At 47.1% G+C, this 19,075-nt stretch carries 17 protein-coding genes; 13 read left to right on the forward strand and 4 right to left on the reverse strand.

Translation table 11 applies throughout. From position 1 onward, the window contains the following. The first annotated feature begins 10 nt into the window (after positions 1 to 10). The 7 genes from ccpN (at position 11) to KOG47_RS04810 (ending at position 6,932) form a co-directional block, all read left to right on the forward strand. Complete coding sequence (ccpN, locus tag KOG47_RS04780; protein WP_215243825.1) at positions 11 to 640, forward strand: transcriptional regulator CcpN; 630 nt, start codon at positions 11 to 13, stop codon at positions 638 to 640. Then, positions 627 to 1,469 carry a pyruvate, water dikinase regulatory protein gene (locus KOG47_RS04785; protein ID WP_196430874.1) on the forward strand — a complete coding sequence of 281 codons (843 nt, stop codon included), beginning with the start codon at positions 627 to 629 and terminating at the stop codon, positions 1,467 to 1,469. The genes ccpN and KOG47_RS04785 overlap by 14 nt, the downstream gene beginning before the upstream one ends. Before the next feature lie 126 nt (positions 1,470 to 1,595). Then, positions 1,596 to 3,407, forward strand: coding sequence for a DNA primase (dnaG, locus tag KOG47_RS04790; RefSeq protein WP_159562496.1), 1,812 nt, complete (start codon positions 1,596 to 1,598; stop codon positions 3,405 to 3,407). 35 nt (positions 3,408 to 3,442) lie between these two features. Continuing rightward, positions 3,443 to 4,537 carry an RNA polymerase sigma factor RpoD gene (rpoD, locus tag KOG47_RS04795; protein WP_012726640.1) on the forward strand — a complete coding sequence of 365 codons (1,095 nt, stop codon included), beginning with the start codon at positions 3,443 to 3,445 and terminating at the stop codon, positions 4,535 to 4,537. A gap of 132 nt (positions 4,538 to 4,669) precedes the next feature. After that, positions 4,670 to 5,008 (forward strand): cytochrome c550, encoded by a 339-nt coding sequence (cccA, locus tag KOG47_RS04800; RefSeq protein WP_012726639.1) that lies wholly within the window; start codon positions 4,670 to 4,672, stop codon positions 5,006 to 5,008. Between the two features lie 95 nt (positions 5,009 to 5,103). Next, the gene (locus KOG47_RS04805) at positions 5,104 to 5,820 is read left to right on the forward strand and encodes a tRNA (adenine(22)-N(1))-methyltransferase (RefSeq protein WP_159562495.1); all 717 of its coding nucleotides are present in this window, start codon (positions 5,104 to 5,106) and stop codon (positions 5,818 to 5,820) included. Beyond that, positions 5,820 to 6,932 (forward strand): Nif3-like dinuclear metal center hexameric protein, encoded by a 1,113-nt coding sequence (locus KOG47_RS04810; RefSeq protein ID WP_215243826.1) that lies wholly within the window; start codon positions 5,820 to 5,822, stop codon positions 6,930 to 6,932. Before KOG47_RS04805 ends, KOG47_RS04810 begins: the two co-directional genes overlap by 1 nt. Positions 6,933 to 6,974: 42 nt before the next feature. Here KOG47_RS04810 and KOG47_RS04815 read toward each other — a convergent pair whose 3' ends face one another. After that, positions 6,975 to 7,928: a 4-hydroxy-3-methylbut-2-enyl diphosphate reductase gene (locus KOG47_RS04815; RefSeq protein WP_012726636.1), complete on the reverse strand. Its 954-nt coding sequence runs from the start codon at positions 7,926 to 7,928 to the stop codon at positions 6,975 to 6,977. A 129-nt stretch (positions 7,929 to 8,057) separates the two neighbouring features. Here KOG47_RS04815 and KOG47_RS04820 point away from each other — a divergent pair, with 129 nt between their 5' ends. The 5 genes from KOG47_RS04820 to KOG47_RS04840 all read left to right on the forward strand — a co-directional run bounded on the left by KOG47_RS04820 (position 8,058) and on the right by KOG47_RS04840 (position 13,709). Further along, the gene (locus tag KOG47_RS04820) at positions 8,058 to 9,812 is read left to right on the forward strand and encodes a sensor histidine kinase (RefSeq protein ID WP_230237482.1); all 1,755 of its coding nucleotides are present in this window, start codon (positions 8,058 to 8,060) and stop codon (positions 9,810 to 9,812) included. Continuing rightward, positions 9,809 to 10,747 (forward strand): sugar ABC transporter substrate-binding protein, encoded by a 939-nt coding sequence (locus KOG47_RS04825; protein ID WP_211782641.1) that lies wholly within the window; start codon positions 9,809 to 9,811, stop codon positions 10,745 to 10,747. Before KOG47_RS04820 ends, KOG47_RS04825 begins: the two co-directional genes overlap by 4 nt. Positions 10,748 to 10,808: 61 nt before the next feature. Continuing rightward, positions 10,809 to 12,152, forward strand: a complete 1,344-nt coding sequence (locus KOG47_RS04830) for a DEAD/DEAH box helicase (protein WP_012726633.1) — start codon at positions 10,809 to 10,811, stop codon at positions 12,150 to 12,152. A gap of 81 nt (positions 12,153 to 12,233) precedes the next feature. Then, entirely contained in the window at positions 12,234 to 13,136 is a 903-nt protein-coding gene (locus KOG47_RS04835) for a deoxyribonuclease IV (RefSeq protein WP_074036625.1), read from the forward strand. Positions 13,137 to 13,139: 3 nt separating this feature from the next. Continuing rightward, the gene (locus KOG47_RS04840; protein WP_196430869.1) at positions 13,140 to 13,709 is read left to right on the forward strand and encodes a hypothetical protein; all 570 of its coding nucleotides are present in this window, start codon (positions 13,140 to 13,142) and stop codon (positions 13,707 to 13,709) included. 36 nt (positions 13,710 to 13,745) lie between these two features. On the opposite strand, the gene KOG47_RS04845 is transcribed toward KOG47_RS04840, so the two are convergent. The 3 genes from KOG47_RS04845 to KOG47_RS04855 all read right to left on the reverse strand — a co-directional run bounded on the left by KOG47_RS04845 (position 13,746) and on the right by KOG47_RS04855 (position 17,705). Then, complete coding sequence (locus KOG47_RS04845) at positions 13,746 to 13,916, reverse strand: DUF1427 family protein (RefSeq protein ID WP_012726630.1); 171 nt, start codon at positions 13,914 to 13,916, stop codon at positions 13,746 to 13,748. A 91-nt stretch (positions 13,917 to 14,007) separates the two neighbouring features. Beyond that, positions 14,008 to 16,173: an RNA degradosome polyphosphate kinase gene (locus tag KOG47_RS04850; RefSeq protein ID WP_215243827.1), complete on the reverse strand. Its 2,166-nt coding sequence runs from the start codon at positions 16,171 to 16,173 to the stop codon at positions 14,008 to 14,010. 2 nt (positions 16,174 to 16,175) lie between these two features. Next, complete coding sequence (locus KOG47_RS04855; RefSeq protein WP_215243828.1) at positions 16,176 to 17,705, reverse strand: Ppx/GppA family phosphatase; 1,530 nt, start codon at positions 17,703 to 17,705, stop codon at positions 16,176 to 16,178. Between the two features lie 280 nt (positions 17,706 to 17,985). Between KOG47_RS04855 and tnpB the strand changes: the two genes are divergently transcribed. Next, positions 17,986 to 19,074, forward strand: coding sequence for an IS200/IS605 family element RNA-guided endonuclease TnpB (tnpB, locus tag KOG47_RS04860; protein ID WP_215243829.1), 1,089 nt, complete (start codon positions 17,986 to 17,988; stop codon positions 19,072 to 19,074). The last annotated feature ends 1 nt before the right edge of the window (position 19,075 follow it).

Here is a 19,075-nt window from a genome sequence, read left to right on the forward strand (position 1 = left end):
GGGGTTGGCTATGCAACTGAATGAACGCCAACAAAAAATCGTCGAGATCGTGAAGGAGAACGGGCCGATCACAGGGGAACAAATCGCACAAGAGCTCTCATTGACACGTGCGACCCTGCGGCCTGACCTCGCTATTTTGACGATGACAGGCATACTTGAAGCTAGACCTCGTGTCGGCTACACGTTCGTTGGCAAACGGAATTCGTCGATGCTACGAGAAAAGTTAGATTCGCTGACCGTAGGGGAATTCATGTCTTCTGCGAAAGTCGTACGGGATGAGATGACGGTATATGATGCGATTGTCACGTTGTTCTTAGAAGATGTCGGCTCATTGTTCGTTGTCGGACGTGACCGGGAGTTAGTCGGAGTTTTATCTCGTAAAGACCTCCTTCGTGCGGCCATCGGAAATCAAGACTTAGACCAGTTACCCGTCAACGTCATCATGACCCGCATGCCGAACATTACAGTATGTGAGAAAACAGAAACGTTGATTCGAGCTGGGATGAAATTGATTGAGAAACAAATCGATGCCATGCCCGTCGTAGAAGAAAAAGATGGGAAATTGATTGTACTCGGCCGTATGACGAAGACCAATATGACGAAGGTGCTCATTGCGTTAGCGAACGATGAGTCGATCTGAGGAGGAAATCGAATTGACTACGAAACAACTCGTGTTCGTTGTAAGTGACTCGGTCGGAGAGACGTGCGAACTCGTCGTCCGCGCAGCGAGTATCCAATTCCACGAGAATGCGATCGAAACCCTTCGCATCCCGTTCGTCGAAGATGAGCAGACGATTATCGATGTCGTCACGCAAGCAAAAGCACAACAGGCCATCATTGCGTTCACGCTCGTTAATGAGGAACATCGCGCCCTTCTCATGCGGCTTGGTGAAGCGCATCAAGTGAAAACGGTTGATTTGCTCGGAGATTTGCTCGATGTATTATCTAGCCAATTGAAAGAAGCGCCACGTGAAAAGCCGGGACTCATCTATCGATTGGATGATGATTACTTCCGAAAAATCGAGGCGATGGAGTTTGCCGTCAAGTATGACGATGGTCGGGACCCACGTGGCCTGAAAAAAGCTGATATCGTGTTGGTCGGTGTTTCTCGAACGTCAAAGACGCCGCTATCTCAATATTTGGCACTGAAACGATACAAAGTCGCGAACGTGCCACTCGTTCCAGAATCGAGACCGCCTGAGGAATTGTTTGATTTGCCTGCTGAACGATGTGTCGGGTTGATCATCTCCCCGGAAAAGCTGATTTCAATCCGGATGGAACGTCTCAAATCGCTAGGTTTGAAGCCGGAAGCAGATTATGCGCAGCTAGAGCGAATCAATCGTGAACTCGAGTATGCGCGTGGTATTTATGAACGAATCGGTTGCGATGTCATCGATGTGACGAACAAAGCAGTTGAAGAAACGGCAGGGATCATCTTGCGTCATCTTGAACAGTCTAAAGATGATTGAATGAGTAAGTGTTTCAATTAGTAATCATTGCTTCAAGAGGGTATAATAGAGTATTGACAGTACAGTGAAACGGAACGTGATGAGCGTTCCGTTTCGTTGCGAGATTGGAAACAGGGAGTGGTCAACATGCCACGAATACCAGATGAAGTCATCGCAGAAGTGAAACAAGCGACCGATATCGTAGAATTGATTGGCGAACGTGTCGAATTAAAGAAACAAGGACACCGCCTTGTCGGATTATGTCCGTTTCATTCCGAAAACTCACCTTCTTTCTCCGTTTCACCTGAAAAAGGGATGTATCACTGTTTCGGTTGTGGCGCCGGCGGAAATGTATTTACGTTCGTGATGGAAACCGAGGGATTGTCGTTTCCTGAGACGGTCGAACGCTTGGCAACACGGGCGAATATTTCGGTAGACGGGATCCAAGGGGACGAGGAACTGACGCGAGAACAGGTATGGCGCAAACAGATGCGTGATGCGCATCGCCTTGTCGCTGACTTGTATCATGAAGTGTTGATGAAAACAGAAGCTGGAGAAGTGGGCTTAACGTATTTACGGGATCGTGATCTGGCTGAAGAGACGATTGCGCAATACAAGATCGGTTTTGCCCCAGACCAACGACGCTTTACTGTCGAGCTGTTGGAGCGGCGCGGGTTTGATTTAGAAGTAATGGTTGAGGCAGGTTTGATTTCAAAGTCGAAGTCCGGTGAATATTTTGACCGATTTGAAGGACGGGTCGTCTTTCCGATTGCGGATCGAGACGGCACCATCGTTGGCTTCAGTGGACGAGCGATTGATGACCGACAACCAAAATATGTGAATACGGCTGAGACGCCACTCTTCAATAAGAGCGAGTTATTGTTCGGCTTCTCTCAAGCCCGGGCGACGATGCGTAAGAAAAAGCGTGTCTTCCTCGTTGAAGGGAACGTTGACGTTTTACAAGTCGCGCAAGCGGGCACACAAGAAGTTGTGGCATCGCTCGGAACCGCGTTCTCTCCTCAACATGCGAGGGCGCTATCTCGAATCGTGGATGAAGTCATTATCTGTTATGACGGAGACCACGCGGGACAAGAAGCGACACAAAAAGTCATTCGCCTCTTAGAAGCGTCTCCACTCGATGTACAAGTTTTGCCACTACCGGAAAAGACGGACCCAGATGATTATATCCGTCAGCATGGGGCAACTCACTGGCAGCAGTTTATTGAAACTGAGCAGTTGAGTGTTCTCGATTTTATGAATCGCATGTACCGGCGAGGAAAAAACTTGAACCGAGAAGGAGAACGGATTCGCTTTATTGAATCTATGCTTGAAGAGATCGGGAAGACAAATGATTCGATTCGAAGAGATTTATATGTGAAGAAACTGTCGGATGAGTTTGAGATTCCGCTAGAGACGCTCCGTTCGAGAATTCCTCGTCCGACGTCAAGTGAATCAACTCCCACCCGTGCGATGGAACCTGTAGAGCCGGTACGGAAGCGTTCGAGTAAAACAGGTGAGCCTCGTTGGATGAAAGCCGAGAAGTACTTGTTGCGTGCGATGTTGACGGGACCGGAGCAGGTCCGTTTCGTACGCGACCGTTTAGGGCTTCGTTATCAAGATGAAACCCATCGTATGTTAGGGTCAGCATTGTATGAAATCGTATCCGATACGATGACACAGGATGAGTTTGATCAAATCACGCTTTCGTTCATGGAGCGTTATTGCGATCAACGCCCTGATTATGCGATGCGTTTTGCAGAGATCCGTCTGATGGCTGGACCGGATGAACTGTCTGAAGAGGTTTTAGACGAATACATTCGGGTGATAAACAGTTATGAGGAGCAACGTCAAATCGAGCGTGCAAAAAGGGAAATCGCTCAAGACGCCGAAAGTATTGTAGACCAGGCGTCCAAGCTACAAGAATTGATTGCCCGTAGTCGTCGTCTTCGAGAACGATGATCGTGGATGAAGTTTGGAAGGAGTTGAACTGCTAGATGGCAGAGAAGAAGAAAGAGGATTTATTTAACGCCATAGAGGAACTTGAAAAGTTAGGTAAGAAAAAAGGCGTCGTCTCAATGCAAGCAATCCAAGATCGCCTTAGTCACTTCGAGGTGGATTCGGATTTCATCGATAACTTCATCGAAGATTTAGAGGCTAAAGACATCCGTGTCACAGAAGATGCTGCTGACGCAGAAGAAACACCTGCGAAAAAAGAGGATGAAGAAGTCGATTTGAACGACTTATCAGTACCTCCTGGAATCAAAATCAACGACCCGGTTCGGATGTATTTGAAAGAAATCGGACGTGTCGACCTTCTCAGTGCGAAAGATGAGACGGAGCTCGCTAAACGAATCGAGCAAGGGGACGAAGAAGCGAAAAAACGTCTCGCAGAAGCGAACCTACGTCTCGTCGTGTCGATTGCGAAGCGTTATGTCGGTCGTGGGATGCTCTTCCTTGATTTGATTCAAGAAGGGAACATGGGACTCATTAAAGCGGTCGAAAAATTCGACTACATGAAAGGGTTCAAATTCTCGACGTATGCGACGTGGTGGATTCGCCAAGCCATCACACGTGCGATTGCTGACCAAGCCCGTACGATTCGTATTCCTGTACACATGGTGGAAACAATCAACAAATTGATTCGTGTCCAACGTCAATTGCTTCAAGACCTCGGTCGCGAACCTTCTCCGGAAGAGATTGCCAAAGAGATGGAACTCACACCTGAGAAAGTCCGTGAAATTCTAAAGATTGCCCAAGAACCTGTTTCTCTAGAGACACCGATTGGGGAAGAAGACGATTCACATCTCGGTGACTTCATCGAAGACCAAGATGCGATGGCTCCTCAAGATGCGGCAGCCTATGAATTGTTGAAAGAGCAATTAGAAGACGTGTTGGATACGTTGACAGACCGTGAAGAGAACGTCCTTCGCCTGCGTTTCGGACTAGACGATGGCCGCACACGCACACTCGAAGAAGTTGGTAAAGTATTCGGTGTCACACGTGAGCGGATTCGTCAAATCGAGGCGAAAGCCCTTCGTAAATTGCGTCACCCGAGCCGTTCCAAACGCTTGAAAGACTTCCTCGATTAATTTCATATTTGAATAAAGTGTGAAGTTTTAGAAGAAAGGAAGGAAAATGAGTGATTTTCCTTCCTTCTTTATTATTTTTTGAGTAAAATAGTGTTGGATAGAAATTTGGAATGAACATGAGGGGGAACTACAATGCGTAATCCATTGTTACCGTTTGCGGCAATCGCAATCGTCGCAATTATTGCCATGGTATCATTATCGTATTTTGGGGTGAATCAGGCGCAACAAGCGGCTGAAGGTCCAGCAGTCACTGAAATGAACCCAGAAGAGTTGTATGCTGCGAAGGGTTGCACAGGTTGCCACGGCGGAAACCTTGAAGGTGGCGTCGGTCCAGCACTTACAGGTGTCGGCGATCGTCTCTCACCAGAAGAAATCGCAAACATCATCGTCAACGGTCAAGGTGCGATGCCAGCAGGTCTTGCATCAGCTGAAGAAGCAGAAGTGCTTGCGAACTGGTTGATTGAACAATAAGAGGTGACGCACTCCGTGATGGGGTGCGTTTTTTGTTGTCGAACTGTAGAGAATTCGATACGCTAGGGAAGAAGTAGAACAAAGGAGTTGTCTGTATGCAAGAACGTGTCATGTTAGACCGACGATTGAAGCAGGTTGTCGATTATATCCCAAAAGGAAGTGTGCTCGCCGATATCGGTTCGGATCATGCGTATGTCCCATGCTATGCCTTTCAGCAAGGAATCATTTCAAAAGGAATCGCGGGTGAAGTGAACGTTGGACCGATGGAAGCTGCGAGAGCACAAGTCGATTTGATTGGGGCCAGTGATGCCATTGATGTACGCCTCGGCGATGGTCTTGCTGTCTTACAGCCCAATGAAGCGACGTGTATCTCGATCTGCGGGATGGGCGGCAGTTTGATTCGCTCGATTCTCGAAGCGGGTCAAGATAAGCTCGGTGCGGTCGAACGACTCGTCCTTCAACCGAACGTTGATGGGCAACACGTACGAAGCTGGCTGCTTGAACATGGATATGTCCTTGTCGAAGAGGCAATTGTAGAAGAAAATGATAAAGTCTACGAAATCCTAGTCGGAGAAAAAGGTAGTGAGACCATCTATAGCGACGCGTCGGACGAGCGGATGTGGCAGTTGTTATTCGGCCCATATCTTATTCAAGAGCGACCGGAACCATTTAAACTCAAATGGAGTCGTGAAGCCGATAAGCTCGATTATGTGCTTGGACAGATGGCAGCTGGCATTCAATCGGATGCCTTGATTCAAAAACAAGTGGAGTTCAAACGGATGCGTGACAAAATGAGAGAGGTGAGTCAGTAATGGCGAACGGCAATCAAGTGATTCAATTGTTTGAAGAATTTGCTCCGAAACATTTGGCGGTTGAAGGGGATAAAATCGGCTTACAGATTGGATCGCTCAACAAAGAAGTCAAACGGGTCATGGTCACGCTTGATGTGCTCGAATCGGTTGTGGATGAAGCGATTGAGAAACAGATTGATTTGATCATCGCGCATCATCCACCCATCTTTAGTCCGTTAGCTCAAGTCAATGACCGCTCCACGGCTGGGAAGATTACGATGAAATGTATTCAGCACGATATCGCGGTCTATGTCGCCCATACGAATTTAGACGTATGCAGCGGTGGTGTGAACGATTGGATGAGTGAGGCGATCGGTCTTCACGATACGAAAGTACTCGTCCCGACCTATGAAGAGCCGGTCTATAAACTATCTGTATTCGTTCCATCCACGCATGCGCAAGACGTATCCCGTGCTCTAGGAAAAGCGGGTGCGGGACATATCGGTGACTATGCGGACTGTCAGTTCCGTGTTTCCGGAACGGGACAATTCACTCCGCTCGAAGGGACAGACCCTTTCATCGGTCGCCCACATGAAACGGAACAAGTGGACGAAGTAAAAATCGAAACGGTCGTTCGGGAGAGTCAGAAAAAGCGTGTACTAAAAGCAATGAAAGACGCCCATCCTTATGAGGAAGTGGCGTATGACCTCATGCGCGATGAAATCGACGGTCATGTATTTGGGCTAGGGCGAATCGGTCGACTTGAACAGGCCATGACACTTGAACAGTTTGCCGAACACGTGAAAACAAGCTTTGGGGTTGAGGGCGTGCGAGTCGTCGGAGACCCGAGGCGTTCGATTGAAAAAGTTGCCGTATTAGGTGGAGACGGGAATAAATATGTGTCTACTGCGCATTTCAAAGGTGCAGATGCATATGTGACGGGTGATTTATATTTCCACGTGGCTCATGATGCGATGGCCCTTGGGCTTGCAGTCGTAGACCCAGGGCATCATGTCGAGAGTATCATGAAACAAGGTGTAATCGATGTGCTCAGCAAAAAGTTTGAAAAAGCGAAAATTAATGTCGACTTGATTCAATCTGTTGCCAACACGAACCCGTTTCAATTCAAGTAAATCCTAAAAATCCCCCATCCTCTGAGAGAATGGGGGATTCCTTCACTTACGCAAAGCTTTCACTTTCGGTAAGATGCTCCGAAGTTCAAGAAATGGCGTTTTATCGTGCGTGCTTAAATCGTCTGGGTCATACTGCGACAAAAAGTCGATGACTTTTTTTGTGATCGGTGTAGGAGTAGAGGCGCCCGACGTCACAGCGACGGTCTCGACTCCCTCGAGCCAATTCAAGTCAAGTTCACTCAAGTCACCGATTCGATATGCATTCGTTCCGGCAATCTCTTTTGAAACTTGTGCTAAACGATTGGAGTTGTTAGATTTAGGATCTCCGACGACAATCAACAATTCGCAGTCTCCCGCTTGTTCAGCGACGGCTTCTTGACGAACTTGCGTCGCGTTACAGATTTCATTATGCACTTCCACGTGAGGATAACGGGCTTGAATCGTTTCAATTAATGCGGAAACGTCCCATTGACTCATCGTCGTCTGGTTCGTCACCAAAATTTTTCGTTCGAACAAGCGACTCGGCAACTGATCGATTTCATGTTCATATTGAATCAAATGAACATGGTCTGGTGCAACACCAATTGCACCCTCCGGTTCCGGATGCCCGTGTTTTCCGATATAGATGACATCATATCCTTCTGCCGTTTTCTCACGAATCAAATCGTGTGTGACCAAGACGTCAGGACAAGAGGCATCTACAATCGTCAATCCTTTCTCGATGGCACGTTTCCGGACGAGTGGTGAAATGCCGTGCGCCGTGAAGACGACCGTTCCTCGATCGATGGTTTCGAGCGCTTGCATGCGGTCTTCTCCATCAACGGTTTTGACACCGAGATCCTCAAACGCCTGCGTGACGTGACGGTTATGGACAATCATTCCAAGTATATGAATCGGGCGTGGCAAATCTGGATTTGCGACGGCCTCATTTGCGAGCTTCATGGCATCGACGACACCATAACAATATCCGCGTGGGCTAATTTTTTTAACTTTCATATGAAGACGAAGGCTCCTTTCGAAGTGCTTTCATACGTATTAGTCTAACATTGTTTCGAAAATACGAAAAGATTTGCGTGTATTCATGCTATAATTTTTAGGTTAGAGAGGAGGGACGCCGTGAATCGCATGAAACCATTGCGTGAACTAAGAAAATCGTACTTTTTCCAAATTACGTTCATCATCATCATTATTTTAGCACTTGTCATTTCATCACTTGCCTTCTCTGCTGACCGCGTCACGGTGTCTCGAGCAGAAGAATTGGCGAAAGAGCAATTTGATTACGCCATCGATGACAGTATTGAGAATGTGGAGTCCCGACTTGGGAAATTGTATGAGGATTTAGTTTACTTAGGCGCTTACGTTGGAAATGAGCCATGGATTGAAGAACGGATCCGAACAGGATATTTGAATCAACGCACGAGTTTTACGTCCATCTTTTATTATGATGTCAATCAAGACTCATTTAAATGGTACTCGGAGCGACAAGTCGCCTCTTCTGTCTTGAAACGCGATCCGAAGTTTACGGAAGTATTGACTGCCAGTGGAAAAGAACTATATATGAGTGACCCTGTGATGATCAGTGGGGATATGGGAACTTTCCTATACGTTCCGGTCATCGAAGAGAACCGACCAATCGGTATTTTTGGGGGAAGCATTAGTGTCTTGAACTCTGACTTGTATCGTCGTTCGTTGGAATCTGCGAATGATGACATGATTCTATACTTGTTAGATGAGCAAGGCGAAGTGTTGACGACTTCGTTCAACTTGGTCACAGATGCAGAGCGTCGGATATCGCGTGAAGTCATCGACGAAGCATTAGATCGAAGCGAACGGACAATCTTGAGTACGGATGAAGATACGGTAATGTTTGAACCAGATGCACGAGTCAGTGGATGGAGCATGCTCGCAAAACATCAAAATGACTCCGTCTATGAAACGGTCTACGACACGCGTTGGCAGTATTTGATGATTGCGCTCGTTACATTCTTCCTGAGCATTCTCGTTGGATTGTTGCTTTCCCGGACGTTAACGAATCCGCTTGTCGAGCTGGTCAATCAAATTAAACAACAACAATCGCTCGGAACGATCTCGTTGGAACGAACGGGTTCGAAAGAAGTGGAGACGCTACTCGACACGTATAACGATTATGCACAACGGATGGAAACGTCACGACGTGAACAGTTGAGTCAGCAACAGTTGATTTTGCATCAAGAAAAATTAGCCTCACTCGGTCAATTGGCCGCGGGAATTGCCCATGAAATTCGAAATCCTCTAACTCCCGTCCACATCACGTTACAAATGGTGCGCGAGGGTCAAGGTAGCTCAGATATGGTGGATGTCGCCATCAAAGAACTGGAGCGGGCGAATGATTTGATTTCAACGATGTTGACGCTCGCCAAACCCGATCAGGCTGGTAAAAACGAAGATTGGATCAACATGTTAGACTTTGCGAAACGACTTGAATTTTTAATGGATGCCGAATGTTATAAACGACCGACAAAATGGGAATTACTTGTACCGAACGACATGCCGCCATTTTATGCATCCTTTGATATGCTCGTTCAAATTATCTACAACCTCTTCAAAAATGCGGTCGATGCCGTCGAATCAAAAGGCGCTGACGGGAGTGTCGTCGTGACGGTACTCTTTACGGAGCAGGAATATCGCTTTTTGATTGAAGATAACGGAATTGGCATGAGTGAGGAACAACTCAAGACAGTCGGTTCCGCCTTCAATACGACGAAGGAAAGTGGAAACGGTCTAGGAATCTATATGATTCAAGAGTACTTGAAGAGCGTTAACGGTGCGATGGAGATCGATAGTGTGATGAACAAAGGGACCGCGATTTTAATCAAAATCCCAAGGAGACAACCGTCATGAAAGGACTAAAACATTATTGGCTTTGGTTACCGGTCGTGTGGGCCATGACGATTCTCCTTATCACCTCGATTCAACTCCCAGAGCAAAAGACGAATGAAAAAGAAGTCGGATTCGTATTTGTCAGTGATAAACACGAGCATGCGAATAAGCTATTGGACTCGTTCGTGCATACAGCAAACCAAAAAGGGTTCATCCCGATTCCGACTACGAGTGAAGATTCGCGTGTCCTTGAAAAAGAAAAATTAGATTCGTTGATTGACCGGGGTGTCGAGGCCATCTTTTTGACGACTCTCGATGACACGTTCATTCAACCTTCATTAGAACGCGCAAAACGCAAAAACATCCCGATTATTGCGATTGACCGTATGATTGATCATCCGAGTGTGCTCACATCTGTCGTATCCGACAATGTCGACATCGGTCGGATGGCGGCCGAACAAATTGCTGCCAAGTATAATGAGCTCGATCGTCCGATTCGCGTGGTCGAAGTGAGGGGAACCCCGAAAGTTCGTTCCACGATGGACCGGAGTCTCGGCATTCGAGAGTACGAGAAGCAACATGGCGACGATTTTCAAATCATCGCATCCATCACCGGGAACTATGACACATTCCAAGCCGAAATCGAGATGTCACGTTGGTTAGAAGAAGAGATTCCATTTGATGCAGTCTTTTCACATAACGATGATAATACGTTCGGTGTCGTCCGGGCTTTAGAAAGTCACGGTTTGACGGACAAGACGATCGTGTCGGTCGACGGGATTTCAGATATCTATCCGCTCATTCAAAACGGGAAGGTCAATGCCACTGTCGTGCAGTCACCGAACGAGATGATGGAAGTCGGCTTCAAAGCACTCGAACAACATTTAAATGGAAAGAAAATTGCCAAACACTATTATTCATCGAGTTATTTATATGAAGGTGTGGCAAAAGATTGATTGACAAATCATTTGATTCCGCTATGCTAGGAAAAGTGGAAAGAAACAGGAGGTGTATCGATTGAACAGCTTCCAACAGTTCAAATTGCTACCGTTTATGGTTGATGCGTTAACAGAAAAGCGCATTACGAAACCGACCGATATACAAGCCCGGATTATTCCGGCTGCCTTGAATGGTCGAGATATTATTGGAAAATCACAGACAGGAACGGGTAAAACACTTGCGTTCTTGTTACCGATCGTTGAAGCGATCAACCCAGAAGATGCTTCAGTTCAAGCAATCGTCGTCGCACCGACACGCGAACTCGCTTGGCAGATTCATGAAGAATTGAAATCGATTCTTATTAAAAACCCAGATTACATCAAATCGAGTTTGATTGTCGGAGGGACAGACCGCGAACGTCAGATCGATAAGATGAAAAATCCACCACAATTGATCATCGGGACACCGGGACGAATCCTTGATCTCATGAAAGCACAGGCGTTATTCCCCCATAAAGTGACACACTTTGTCGTCGATGAAGCCGATCAAATGCTCGATATGGGATTCTTGCCGGAGGTCGACCGCATCGCACAGGCGCTTCCTGAAAAACTGCAAACAATGGTCTTCTCAGCGACGATTCCTGAGAACCTTGAACCGTTCTTGAAGAAATACCTTCATGACCCACGCTTTGCAGAGGCGAGCCCCGAGCATCGCGTCGCACCAAAAATCAAGCACCACGTGATCCCCGTTCGTCACCGTGACCGTAAAGAATTGACTGTCGAGATTGCGAAAGCAATCAACCCGTTCGTTTGTCTCGTCTTCACAAACACAAAGCAAGAAGCGGATGAGTTAGAGACATCGTTCCGTGAGGCTGGACTTAACGTCGGTACATTGCACGGAGATATGCAGGCACGTCGCCGTAAACAGGCGATTAAAGATATTAACGACGCGAAATACCAATACGTGATTGCCACGGATTTGGCGGCACGCGGAATCGATATTTCAGGAGTCTCTCACGTCATCAACCATGGGATTCCGAAAGACCTTGATTTCTATACGCACCGTGTCGGTCGTACGGGACGTGCGGGCGCATCAGGTGAGGCGTACACACTATATGAGGACCATGAGAATGGACCGATTAACCGTCTCGAAGAACGTGGGTTTGAATTTACACACGTCGATTTGCGCAACGGTTCGATTCAACCGATTAAAACACGTCGTCGTCGTCAAACAGACCGGAAGATGAAAGTCTCGCATACGGCACATAGTCGCATGGCCGGTGAAATCAAGAAGGCGAAGAAGAAAGTGAAGCCTGGCTATAAGAAGAAATTCAAGTATAAGTTGAAAGAGACGGCATCACGCGAGCATATGCAACAACAACGCTCGGATCGCCGTGCAGCACGTAAGAAAAATAAACGATAATGTTTGGGAGAATCGACTTCTTGGAGTCGGTTCTTCTTTTTGTGTACACTAGAGAGAGAAGCAAATGAAGGGAAGATGAGGATGTTAAAAATAGGTTCACACGTTTCGGTATCAGGTAAAAAGATGTTGTTAGCAGGGAGTGAAGAGGCTGTCTCTTACGGGGCGAATACGATGATGGTGTATACAGGTGCGCCCCAAAACACACGCCGTAAACCCATTGAAGATTTAAATATTGAGGCAGCACTCAAACATATGGCCGCACATGACATCGAAGAGATTGTTGTTCACGCACCATATATCATCAATCTCGGGAATACGACGAAACCAGAGACGTTTGAATTGGCTGTTTCATTCTTGACTCAGGAATTAAAACGGGCAGAAGCACTCCAAGTGGCTCGTCACGTCGTTCTTCACCCAGGCGCTCATGTCGGAGCGGGAGAAGAAGTCGGTCTCGCTCGAATCATCGAAGGATTGAATGAAGTGTTGACGGGTGATGAAAAAGTGAAGATTGCGCTTGAGACGATGGCAGGGAAGGGAAGCGAACTTGGTAAGACGTTTGAAGAGCTTGCGACCATCATTGATGGCGTGACGCACAATGATCGACTCTCAGTTTGCTTTGATACGTGTCACGTCCATGATGCAGGATATGACTTAGTCGGTGACTTAGACGGCGTCATTGAACAATTCGATCGCATCGTCGGACTCGACCGTCTCGGAGTGATTCATGTAAATGATTCGAAGAATGTGCGCGGTGCAAAAAAAGACCGTCATGAAAACATTGGCTACGGAGAGATCGGGTTTGATACATTGAATCGTGTCATTCATCACGAGGCATTTGCGCATCTACCGAAAATTCTAGAAACGCCATATATCCCGATTAGCGAAAAAACAAAAGTCGCTCCATATAAACAAGAGATTGAAATGTTCCGTGCCAATCAATTTGATGCCGAGTGGCGTGAACGATTCACGCTCGCTCATCAATAAGCGATGAACGTCCTACAAGTCGATCCAAAGCGATATGATGTCTGGAACGCATTCCCGACTTATTTTCTTGAACAAAGTCCCGTTTATGTAAAGGGGTCCGTGACGACACCGACAGCATTTATCGAAGTGATGGGGCATGGCATCGTGGCGGAAGCAGAGGTGTTACTTGAAGAGACGATTGAGCGACCAGACGATCCGTATTGGCTCGGAGAGAAACAGGAAGGGATAGCGCTGTATTCCTTAGTCGACCTGTTACAACTTCATTTTCATCATCCGCTCTTGCAAGTGGGAATGTATGAGGGGGATGAACCGTACGAGTCGATTCGAACAAAATGGAATGACGGCTATCATGTACCATCGTCTAAATGGACGAAAGCGTCATATGAGGCGCACTTGTTTCGAGAAAAACTTCTAGCACCAAAGTCGAACGTGACGACTTGTGCGAACTGTCATGAAGACCTAGCTGAACGCTTTGGGCAAGAGGCGTATCACTTGATTGAGTATCACTTGACAGAGGAACGTGGCATCTGGGTTTGTCCGACCTGTCATAAAGCCATTCATACATTAGACTAAATAATAAAAGATGCCCTTTTTCGAGGGCATCTTTTATTAGAATGGCCAGTTCGCTACAGCAAATTGATAAACCTTCATTCCGAGGAATACCCCGAAAATCCCAACAACTCCTGGCAATACCGGTGGGGCAGGCAGTGGCAGTTTGAGTGCGGTGAAGATGGCACCACAAATCAAGCCGGCGAGTAATGATAATAAAATCTCCTGCATAAATAATTCCTCCGTCTCTAAATGAAAGCGCTTCATAATAACTGAATCGAATTTATTATACAACGAGTTTTCTTATTTGAGAAGTCTAACATCAGTCATCTGTCATTTTCTCGTTCTCGGCCCGAAGGCGGAGCACTTCGCGTTCCGCCCAATTTGACGGTTCTCGTTCGAATACGCTAGGTATGTTGTTCCATCGACCACCCGTATATTGATGGATGATAATTTGAGATTGAATCTCTTCCTCGTTGGTCTCACGTTTCACGTATACATAGCGGCCGTCAGAACGTTGTCTTCTTGCTTTCACATTATCGACGAGTTGAAGGGCCATCATATCTTTGATGTATGTTTTATGTGATGCGTTCAAGATAGGGAAGAGTATCTCGATCCGTTTTTTCATATTTCGTGTCATCCAGTCCGCAGAGGAACAGTACAAGTCTTCTTTTCCATTTTGGTAAAAATAAAAGATTCGGGAATGTTCGAGATATCGATCGATGATCGAGATGACCTTGATGTTTTCAGAGACCCCTTTAATTCCCGGTCGTAAGCAACAAATGCCTCGGACAATCAAATCGATTTTCACTCCCGCGGACGAAGCATCATACAATTTTGTGATGATGGCCCGGTCCGTGATCGAGTTCATCTTAGCGACGATGCGACCGTTGCCGTACTTTTCATGCAGTTTGATCTCATCATCGATTTTATTCAAGAAGAAGTCTTTCATGTCGTCAGGCGACGTCTCGAACTGATGCCAAGATGGTCGTTCCCCATAACCGGATAACCAGTTGAAAAAGTTCGTTGCATCTTCAGCGAGTTCTTCATTTGTCGTGAGGAGCCCAATGTCTGTGTATAGCTTGGCGGTCGAATCGTTATAGTTACCGGTACCAAGATGAATGAACCGTTGCAACACACCACCTTCTAGAATGCGAACGACGAGGGTGATTTTTGAGTGTGTCTTCAGTTCTTTATAGCCGTAGATGACGTGAGCTCCGGCTTTCTCAAGTTGCTTCGCCCATTGAATGTTTTTTTCTTCATCAAAACGTGCTTTTAGTTCGACGAGGACAGTGACTTGTTTTCCGCTCTCGGCTGCATCAGTCAAGGCTTTGATGATGGGAGAGTCCCCGGAGACGCGATAGAGTGTCTGCTTGATTGCCAAGACGTTCGGGTCTTTGGCGGCTTGAACGATAAAACGGACGATTGGATCGAATGAATGATACGGGTGATGGAGCAGATAATCCTGTTTAGCGATACTTTGGAATAAATCTTTGCCCGATTCAAGACCTTCTGGGATAAATGGGATCAACGTTTCATTGATCATGTCATCATATTCCATCCCGATCTGATTGTAGATCCCAAACAGGAAGGTCAAGTCGATCGGACCGTCGACAATAAAGATATCCCGGTCATGTAAGTCAAGGACGTCTTGTAGCATGAACAAAAGTTCTTTTCGTAACGATCGTTGCTGTACCTCGAGTCGGATGGCAACCCCATATCTTCTCTTCTTCAATTCTTTTTCGATTTGTTTCAAGACGTCACGACTGCCCTCTTCGTGAAACGGCATGTCCGCGTTCCGCGTAATTCGGAATGGCATCGTGGACTCGACGACAAATCCTTTGAAGAGTGAGTCGATGAATTGAATGATCAAATCCTCAAGTAAAATCAAATCGGTATGTTCTTCATCATCGGTAGGTAGTTCCAGATACCGCGGAAGAACGGATGGCACTTGAACGAGGGCGAGTCGTTTTTTTCCTTCGCCATTCGAGGCAATCTCGACAGCAATGTTCAGTGACTTGGATAAGAGCATTGGGAACGGACGATAGGCATCGACTGCAATCGGTGTCAGGACAGGGAATACGTGCGTTCGAAAATACTCTTTCACGAAGTCTTGTTGAGCCCTGTTCAAATGTTTCGTCCGTAAGAAGCGAACGTGCTGATTCGATAGCTGTTTCGTGATTTTTTTATATGTCGCATATTGTGTCTCGACGAGTTCTTGCGCTCGCATCGAAATGGACTTGATCTGCTGTTTTGGAGTGAGGCCCGTCTTGTCTTCCGGACGATTGAACCCGGCGAGGACCTCATCTTTCAATCCACCGACTCGTACCATATAAAATTCATCAAGGTTAGAACTGAAAATCGCCAAAAATTTCAATCGTTCCATCAATGGATTTCGTTCATCCATCGCCTCCTCGAGGACACGCTCGTTAAAGTCGAGCCAGCTGAGTTCACGGTTGTTAAAATGTTCATTCGTATATTCGGACATGGTTACTCCTCCTCGCTCAAGACAATCTCAATCGATTGATCAATTGCGCGTTCTAAATGCTTTTTATGGCGAGTGCTTCGCTGTAACTCAAAACGTGCAGAACCATTCGTATCTAGCGTAAGTGTGAGACCGTCCTTTGTACTAGCAACATGGATGTCCGTCACGATCTGACGCTCCGTCAAGTCGAGGGCATCGACGAGTTTCACAATCGACCCGAGCAACTCCAAACTCTTCAATAACTTTTGATCAAACCATTTCGGGAAAGCCTCGATATGTTGTTCCAATACTCGTTTTGATTTGAAGGATGTGACGAGGGCAAGAGCGAGTCGATCCTCGTTGTTTAGTCCTTTGAAATCGTTTGTGGTAATCAGATGGAACGTGTGGTCACTTTTATTGTTGTGATCGATATATTCACCGACATAGGCAAGGCGGCAGGCACCTTCAAGAAGACCAGGCTCAAATGGTTTCGGTTTAATCGCCTTCACTTCAATTAATCCGGTATACAACTGTCGAGCCAATCGGATGAGATGTTGATGACGAGTCGGGTTCACGTCATATTGTTTTTCAAAATGACGAAAACTTTCTTCCTTCACATCGGCAAAACGAATTTTATCATGCTCATGTAAATAGTTTTCATAGAAGAGTCCTTCGCGGAGTCCATTGTTACTCATCGTGAACTCGGGCACTTTCAAATATTTAGCGAGTTCGCCGATTGCTGTCACGGCAGGCGCGATGATGTCGACCCGGTCTTTTGATAGCCCATCCAAACGCCCGAGTTGTTTACTCGACATTCCGACGAGTTCATCTATGACGTCCTCCAATTGTTCAGCAGAAATCGTATACTGATGGATTCCTTCAAGCGGGAAGTTCGATATGGTCTGTTCGACCCGGACTAAGTTACGAGCCGTCCCGCCGACACCGACAAGAGGGACACCGTGTGGTTCGAGCCATTCAATTTCCTTGAATGCCTTCTTTAAGTATGCGGTCAACGCTTTCCGCTCGTCTTTCGTCATCGTCTCATCTTTCATGAATTCTTTCGTTAACGTCACGGCACCGAAAGGGAAACTATGATAGAAGACGAGTTCGCGGTTCTGAAAATATGTGACTTCCATTGATCCCCCACCAATATCGACAGAATATCCATCTTCCACATAGGTAGAGTTGACGATGGCCGAATATCCGTAAAATGCTTCTTCGTAATCGCTCAACAGGCGGATGGTCATCCCAGTAGATTGTTTGACATTCTGCAAAATCTCATCTGAGTTATTTGCGTTTCGAATGGCTGCTGTCGCTACTGGGAGCACATCAGTAACGTGATGATGGTCGTTTAACTCTTTAAAGTGACGTAACGTATCGATGAGTGAAGCGATTCCTTCTTCAGTCATTTCATTCGCATCACTAATATGGCTGGACAATCGCGCGACTTCTTTCACATTTAACCGTTCGAAGTATTGTCCTTCCTCGTTCACTTCGAAGATGACGTTTCGAATCGAGTTGGATCCGATATCAATAACTGCCAGTTTCTTTTCCATAAAACCATCCCCTTCATAATACTAGTGTAATCGACAAGGTTTTGAACGAACATACGATTTACGTTAATTTTAACAAAATCAGGCGAGAATTCTCCCTCCTCTAAGCGTCTCGGGGCGAAGCCCGGCGTAGGCGGGTGATGAATCGCCCGGTCCAAAACTCTTTTCCCTTGTGACAGATATGACGAACAAAAGTTCGTGATTACGTCAGATTCTCCCTCTCCCTCCGCGGTATCGGATGAGGAGAACATATCACGATCTGCTGGAGGGAGGAGGGACGGACATGCTGAAAGGCTATAAATACAGGCTCCACCCGACGCCGGCACAGGCCGAGTTCCTGATTAAGACGATCGGCTGCGCCCGGTTCATCTACAACAAGCTGCTCGAGGACCGCATCGCCATCCGCGAGGAGGCGAAAGCGGGGAACGGAACGAGACGGAAACCGGCGACACCCGCCTCCTTCAAGCCCCTGTTCCCGTTCCTCGCCGAGGCGGACAGCCTCGCGCTAGCGAACGCGAAGCTGAACCTCGACACCGCGTTCGCGAAGTTCTTCGCCGGGACGGGCGGCTTCCCGAACTTCAAATCGAGACGACGTTCACGCGCCTCCTCCACGACGAACAACCAGCACGGAACGATCCGCATCGAGGCGGGCAAGGTTCGGCTGCCGAAGGTCGGGTTCGTGCGGTTCACACAACATCGTCCGTTCGAGGGCGTCATCCGGTCGGCGACGGTCTCGATGACGAGGACGGGCAAGTTCTTCATCTCCATCCTCGTCGAACAGGACGATGAACCATGGATCCCAGCCGAGAACAAGGTCGGGATCGATCTCGGCCTAAAACATTTCGCCATCATGACGAACGATGCGATGGTCTCGGAGAAGATCGACAACCCTCGCTTCCTCCGACAATCCGAAGCGAAGGTCAAGAAGGCGCAGCGCGCGCTGTCACGTAAGAAAATCGGTAGCAAGAATCGTGAAAAAGCCAAATTACTTTTGGCTAAGAAACACGAAAAGATTGCCAACCAACGCAAGGACTTCCTTCACAAACTGTCAAGACGGATCGTTGACGAGAACCAAGTCATCGTCGTGGAGACATTGAAATCGAAGCATATGATGCAAAACCACAAGGTCGCCAAATCGATTGCAGATGTCAGTTGGTATGAGTTCGTCCGTCAACTCGAGTACAAATCAAACTTCTACGGACGGACGCTCATCAAGGCGGATCAATGGTTCGCATCGACGCAAATCTGTTCTTCTTGTGGCGAGAAAGGTCAGAAGAAGACGATGGATGTCCGCGAATGGACGTGTGCCTGTGGCGCGCATCATGACCGTGACATCAATGCGAGCATCAACCTATTGATGTTGGCTGACTGAC

It is taken from the genome of Exiguobacterium sp. s121 (assembly GCF_018617245.1).
GTDB lineage: Bacteria > Bacillota > Bacilli > Exiguobacteriales > Exiguobacteriaceae > Exiguobacterium > Exiguobacterium profundum.

What these genes read in the sequence shown, in the direction of transcription:
- ccpN (WP_215243825.1), top strand. Translation starts at nt 11, where the DNA reads ATGCAACTGAATGAACGCCAACAAAAAATCGTCGAGATCGTGAAGGAG.
- KOG47_RS04785 (WP_196430874.1), top strand. Translation starts at nt 627, where the DNA reads ATGAGTCGATCTGAGGAGGAAATCGAATTGACTACGAAACAACTCGTG.
- dnaG (WP_159562496.1), top strand. Translation starts at nt 1,596, where the DNA reads ATGCCACGAATACCAGATGAAGTCATCGCAGAAGTGAAACAAGCGACC.
- rpoD (WP_012726640.1), top strand. Translation starts at nt 3,443, where the DNA reads ATGGCAGAGAAGAAGAAAGAGGATTTATTTAACGCCATAGAGGAACTT.
- cccA (WP_012726639.1), top strand. Translation starts at nt 4,670, where the DNA reads ATGCGTAATCCATTGTTACCGTTTGCGGCAATCGCAATCGTCGCAATT.
- KOG47_RS04805 (WP_159562495.1), top strand. Translation starts at nt 5,104, where the DNA reads ATGCAAGAACGTGTCATGTTAGACCGACGATTGAAGCAGGTTGTCGAT.
- KOG47_RS04810 (WP_215243826.1), top strand. Translation starts at nt 5,820, where the DNA reads ATGGCGAACGGCAATCAAGTGATTCAATTGTTTGAAGAATTTGCTCCG.
- KOG47_RS04815 (WP_012726636.1), bottom strand. Translation starts at nt 7,928, where the DNA reads ATGAAAGTTAAAAAAATTAGCCCACGCGGATATTGTTATGGTGTCGTC.
- KOG47_RS04820 (WP_230237482.1), top strand. Translation starts at nt 8,058, where the DNA reads ATGAAACCATTGCGTGAACTAAGAAAATCGTACTTTTTCCAAATTACG.
- KOG47_RS04825 (WP_211782641.1), top strand. Translation starts at nt 9,809, where the DNA reads ATGAAAGGACTAAAACATTATTGGCTTTGGTTACCGGTCGTGTGGGCC.
- KOG47_RS04835 (WP_074036625.1), top strand. Translation starts at nt 12,234, where the DNA reads ATGTTAAAAATAGGTTCACACGTTTCGGTATCAGGTAAAAAGATGTTG.
- KOG47_RS04840 (WP_196430869.1), top strand. Translation starts at nt 13,140, where the DNA reads ATGAACGTCCTACAAGTCGATCCAAAGCGATATGATGTCTGGAACGCA.
- KOG47_RS04845 (WP_012726630.1), bottom strand. Translation starts at nt 13,916, where the DNA reads ATGCAGGAGATTTTATTATCATTACTCGCCGGCTTGATTTGTGGTGCC.
- KOG47_RS04850 (WP_215243827.1), bottom strand. Translation starts at nt 16,173, where the DNA reads ATGTCCGAATATACGAATGAACATTTTAACAACCGTGAACTCAGCTGG.
- KOG47_RS04855 (WP_215243828.1), bottom strand. Translation starts at nt 17,705, where the DNA reads ATGGAAAAGAAACTGGCAGTTATTGATATCGGATCCAACTCGATTCGA.
- tnpB (WP_215243829.1), top strand. Translation starts at nt 17,986, where the DNA reads ATGCTGAAAGGCTATAAATACAGGCTCCACCCGACGCCGGCACAGGCC.